The organism is Legionella sp. km772 (genome assembly GCF_003989735.1).
Classification (GTDB): Bacteria; Pseudomonadota; Gammaproteobacteria; order Legionellales; family Legionellaceae; genus Legionella.
In genome coordinates this window covers 1-5,592 of record NZ_RZGQ01000173.1, presented here as the reverse complement: position 1 = coordinate 5,592, position 5,592 = coordinate 1, and the positions used below count along the sequence as shown (strand labels likewise).

The following is a 5,592-nucleotide window of genomic DNA, read 5'->3' as shown; positions in this document are numbered from 1 at the left end:
AATCAAATAATCACTATAAAGATCAAGCATATCCATTTAATTCCCTCCCTAAAATTAAGGGCGGAATTCTAATGCTTTTTAGTCAAACTACAAGTTTATGTGCGTAACATGAGTAAATAATTAAGACCATTAATGCAGATTTAGCTTAGGCCCCATCATCGTTTATACAAGAGCTTCATTGAGAGTAAAGCCATTTAAAATACCCGGAGTAAAGGGATTTACTTGATTGTTAGTTTTTAATAAGTAGCGACCTGAATTACTATTCACTTCAAAAAGAATTTGCAAACTAGAACTGTCTTGTTCATCAATTAACACATTAACTTTTTCTAACAATTTAAAGATGGCCCAATTGCCTTGCTCTGCAAGTTCGAAATGATTTCCTTCAATAGAGTTTAATGACAACTTAGCATTATTTTGCGGCCAGCTAAAACGAACAAAGGACTCTGAGCCTTGGTTATCGGTGAGTGTTGTAGAACCAATTTCAAGATTTAAAGAGGCTACTACCGGATCTAGACTAATTTTTTGTAAGCTAAATTCAATTTTACTTTGATCACTATAATTGGGGAAAAACATATTAGTAATAATGTTTGCTCTAATTATTTCATCTAAAGTTTCAGAGGAAATAGGCATCACATAATCATTAATGGCCTTAGGTTTCCATTGAGCATTAGATACATCTAAGAAGGGTTTAATATATTGCTCAGTAAAATTATTAAGCGTCCCATGAGTTGAGAAGAAATGATTAAAATCGGCAATGCTTATTTCTTGGCTTTGCGTCGAGTCTAAAGGATAACGTCGGGCAATTGAATTTTGAAATTCTCTGAATACGGTTTGCTGCCATTGTGCATTGATATATATTCGACTGTCTTTAATAAGAATAACCCAAGTATCTCCTGCTAACTGTTTTACCCAATTATTTAAGGGCTGAGGTAGCTGGTTTGCTTGTGCGTACAATAAACTTAGGGCATCAGCCGAATTTTCATTATTGAAACGGGCCTTAGTGAGGTTAAATGCAGTTTTTCCATCATCATTAATAACAGATAAAGTGGAAATGAACCGCTCTAAGTCGGTAATTCTTAAGCCTAATTCTTTGGTCGTTGATAGGCTTACTAGATTTAAATCCGTAAATTTATTGGCAATAAATTGATTAAATATAGAAGTATTCCCAGCTAAATCTGGTTTGGTTTCTTGTTGGATTAAGGTAATTAATTTGCTTAAGGCATTAGATTCTTGCAGTTGATGGACAATTTGTCTGCCTTGCTGATAATCTTGATAATGGAAAGGCTGCGATTTTCGCATAAAGGTTTGCCACCAGGTCACATAATCAAAACAGTAAGCTTGGGTAAGCATATTGGGTAGCTGTAATAGATCTTGTCGTGCTAAAACCCAATTTTCTGCTTGCAGTTTATGACTAATATTGGACAGGTCTTTAATCGTGTATGCAAAGCCTGCTTTGGTAAAATAAACGGGCAATTCATTGGTGGCTAAACTAAATCCTTCAACCGAAATTTTCTCCTTCTTGGTTGAAAAGTATTCTTTCGCTATAGAATAATATAAATAACTAGTCGGTAAAGCATTTAAATAATTGCGCGCATCGCTAATCACCTGAGTCTTGATGGGTACATGATGTAAAGGTTTACTAAAGGTTTGCGCAAGTAAAGCCAATTGTTTTCGCGATGCACTCGTCTTTTGCTGCTGCCACTGATTCTTGAACCAATTTTGAATTTCATAAGCGGAGAAATGCTCTGGCTGTCCGAGCATCAAATAAATCTTCAAGGCTTTATAGCGGACTATAGGTGTATTACTGGGATTGGTAATGACTTGTTCTAATTCATTGGTTAATGAGGGAATAAACTCACCCGTAAGTCTATTTTTTGTACTCGAGTGAAGATTTGCTTTTAATTGATGCACAGTAGGCAAAGAGATCGAATTAGTGGAAATATGGTCGATTTTGCTCGCTGCATTCGATAAATGGTAAAGCGCTTGCGGACCACTATTTCCTTGAGCATTTAAAGTATCATAAGCCAATAACTCTTTGCTTGCCTCATCGAGCAAATGCGAGGTTTTATAATAATGTTGAGCTAAGAATAATAAGCTAATTCCCGCAAGCGTTGCGGCAATCGCAATAGGCGGCTTTTGCGAGAATTTTCTCGGTTGTGATACCTGGCTGCACTGCTCTTGAATATTTTTTAATGCGCCCTCAACAAAATAAGAGCGGAAATTGGTTGCTTGCGGAAAGGTATCGGGAACCGTGAGGGCATATTCATGCTGAATTTTTTTATTAATTCGATCGATACTTACCCCACCTTGTTCTGCGCTCGTAAAATAAAGCGAATGTAAATGAAACAGTTTGGGGGGGATTCTTTGAATGAGTGCTTGAATAGGTAAACGTAAGCTTGCTAATTGTAAGGGAAATTCACGGATTAAACTTCGTTTAATAGTCGAGCGCGCAGGGTGCATTTTATGAATGACTTGTTGCCCTTGTTGCTCAATTAAATGGGTGAATTGCTCGTTATAAGTTTCAAGTTTTTTCGGTTGTACGTTGGCACAGTCGAGAGAAAAACCAAAGGGTTTTGAGAGTTCAGCAGCATGATCCATCTGATAAAACTCAGAAAAGCCTGCCAAAGTATCCATTTTAGTAAAGATGATGGCCAGCTCAATGGGGTAACCTAAATTAGAACCTATCCGGGCTAAAAATTGTAAATGGGCTTTCTTTTGTTCATTGAATGTAGCTGTTTCCGAACACAGCAAACTGTTAATATCGACACATAAGATCAAGCCGGTTATTTTTAGGTAGCGGTTGCATTTATTTAATTGCTTAAAAGTGGTTTGCAGTAAGGTTTTACTATTGGTTAGCCAACTTTCACCCAACTCAACAATAATCCCTTTAGAATTGAAATATACTTTAGCTTGCTGCTCGCTAAACACGGGCATTTCTTCCATGGTACTCTGTTTTAAAAGGGCAGTTTTACCTTGCGCATTTTTTCCGGTCAGGATAATAAATGACAGTTGATTCGTTTGAGGTTTTAATTGTGTAAGCACTTTTTTTATGGTGTCACATAAGGCGCGTAAAGAGTTATCCATCAGTTATCCAGCAGAGCAAGTTGGGTATGTCCAAATAAAACATTTTTTGCTTTATTTTCCAGTAAAATTTGACTCGTTAAAAAAACAGCGGTCACTAAGCCACAAGCGATAATTAGAGTTAAGATAGTAGCTTTATAATTTTTTTTAACCGTTTTGGGTATTGGGTTTTCATTAAACAAACGATGCGGTTTATTAAATCTGTTTTGTTGAATAATTTGATACAGGCTTTCTATGTGATTATCTAAAGATTGCCGCCCATCTGCTTTGAGATGATAGTCCCCCTCGAAACCAGCTATTAAACAAAAATAAATGAGTTCAATTAAATCTAAAAATTGATTAGGGCGCTCTTTTACGTATTTGAGTATTTCAAAAAAACGTTGTGAAGGGGGAGTCTCATCGTTAGTTAAGGGGGTAAATGAATTAAATTCTGGCGCACTGTTATAGACGCGTAAATAATTTTTAGCGAGAAGTTCATCCACTGTAGTGGTTAATAAATAATAAGCGATATTGATTACATCGACTGGGTATTGAGATGCTTGTAATTTACTATAGAAGGCATGTAATTCATGGGCAATGTTATCCCTAATCTGCTCCACAGCGGGTAAGGAGGGGCTCAAACATATACGCTCTAATAAAGATAATACAGGCCCCGCTGCAGCTACGAGAGTATTAGTAGAAAAAGGCGCAATAAAGAGCTTCGAGCGGTAATACCCATCGGGAACCACTGATGTACCGGTATTGCTAAGTCGATTGACAATTGACGGGGGGTAATGCTCAGTTGTCATAATGACTCTCCAAAATTTAAGATCGCTCCCTGAACGGATACCATTATTACATTCGCCAAAGCTCAACTAAAAAGAAGATAATACTGATAACGTATTTTTTATTCAAGCTAATCGCGAGTACAATTTTTAGCTTATTGAGCTTCACCCGTAAAGAGGAATAGGGCTTAATGTTTAAAATGACGAGTAGAGGTAAATATCATCGCTATTTGATGTTGATTAGCGCAGTTTATGATCTGCTCATCCCTAATAGAGCCACCGGGTTGAATAATCGCGCTTATACCGGCTTGGGCTGCTAATTCCACGCTATCTGCGAAAGGGATAAAGGCATCTGAGGCCATCACCGCGCCTAAGGTATTAATCCCCATTTGCTCTGCCTGCCATAAAGCGATACGAGCGCTCATCACTCGATTGGTTTGCCCGGCACCTATTCCAATGGTCCTTGCCTCTTTTGCAAAAACAATAGCATTAGACTTAACATGTTTTACACATCGCCAAGCAAAGAGTAAATCTTGTACTTGTTGCTCAGTTGCCTGCAGCTGGGTTACCGTAGTTAAGCCATAGTCTTCTATAGATAAAGAATCATGCTCTTGGATTAATATGCCGCCGTCAACTTTTTTTAAATCCAGACGAAAGCCAGGGTTCAACGACCAATCCCCTGTAATTAAGACACGAATATTCGGCTTTTTGCTTAAAACCTTGCGTGCTGCATCACTGAGTGCGGGAGCAATAATCACCTCAACAAATTGTTGTTCTATTAAGAGAGAGACAGTCGCATCATCTACTGGTTGGTTAAAAGCAATAATTCCTCCGTAAGACGAAATTGGGTCAGACTGGAAGGCTCTGTGATAGGCATTCAAGAGGGTCTCTCCTTGAGCAATGCCACAGGGAGTGCTGTGTTTTATAATGGCGCAGGTGGGGTTATTTATTGGAAAAGATTTTATACAGTCTAAAGCGGCATCTGCATCCAGAATATTGTTATAAGACAGAGGTTTTCCCTGGATTAGTTCAGCCGAGGCAAGAGAGCCGACTAGTTTATTTTTATCTTCATAAAAAGCGGCTTCTTGATGAGGATTTTCTCCATAGCGTAGATCGCTTTTTTTATGAAATTGGCAAGTTAGGGTTTCAGGAAAACTTTTGGGTTGATAATTTGCATCTAAAGTAGTTAGGTAATTACTAATCGCAGCATCGTATGCTGCTGTATGGGCGAAAGCCTTCTTGGCTAAATTAAATTGCCAGTCCTGTGGGGCTTTTCCATTCTTTAAATAAGTAATTAATTCCTCATAATCATTGGGCGAAACAATAACCGCAACATGGGCATGATTTTTTGCAGCGGCGCGAATCATAGCCGGCCCGCCAATATCGATTTGTTCTAAGGCTTTAGAAAAATCACAATCGACATGTTGAATGGTTTGTTCGAAGGGATATAAATTAATAATTGCTAAATCAATGGTCTTTATAGAATGTTCTTTTAAGGTTTTATTATCTTGCGGCCTACGTGCTAAAAGCCCGGCATGAATGTTCGGGTGTAAAGTTTTTACCCTGCCATTAAGGAGCTCAGGAAAACCGGTGTACTCACTGACTTCGGTAACCGGTAGCTGATGTTTTTTTAATAACTCATGTTACGCACATAAACTTGTAGTTTGACTAAAAAGCATTAGAATTCCGCCCTTAATTTTAGGGAGGGAATTAAATGGATATGCTTGATCTTTATAGTGATTATTTG

At 38.0% G+C, this 5,592-nt stretch carries 2 protein-coding genes and 1 pseudogene; all 3 read right to left on the bottom strand.

Annotated features, from left to right (window positions below):
• Positions 1–162 precede the first annotated feature (162 nt).
• Positions 163–3,084, bottom strand: coding sequence for a type IVB secretion system protein IcmF (icmF, locus tag ELY15_RS12995; protein WP_127100718.1), 2,922 nt, complete (start codon positions 3,082–3,084; stop codon positions 163–165).
• Complete coding sequence (gene icmH, locus ELY15_RS12990; protein WP_127100716.1) at positions 3,084–3,869, bottom strand: type IVB secretion system protein IcmH/DotU; 786 nt, start codon at positions 3,867–3,869, stop codon at positions 3,084–3,086. The genes icmF and icmH overlap by 1 nt, the downstream gene beginning before the upstream one ends.
• Positions 3,870–4,033: 164 nt before the next feature.
• Positions 4,034–5,482 (bottom strand): annotated as a pseudogene (purH, locus tag ELY15_RS12985) (bifunctional phosphoribosylaminoimidazolecarboxamide formyltransferase/IMP cyclohydrolase); the annotation flags it as partial.
• Between the last annotated feature and the right edge of the window lie 110 nt (positions 5,483–5,592).

What these genes read in the sequence shown, in the direction of transcription:
- icmF (WP_127100718.1), bottom strand. Translation starts at nt 3,084, where the DNA reads ATGGATAACTCTTTACGCGCCTTATGTGACACCATAAAAAAAGTGCTT.
- icmH (WP_127100716.1), bottom strand. Translation starts at nt 3,869, where the DNA reads ATGACAACTGAGCATTACCCCCCGTCAATTGTCAATCGACTTAGCAAT.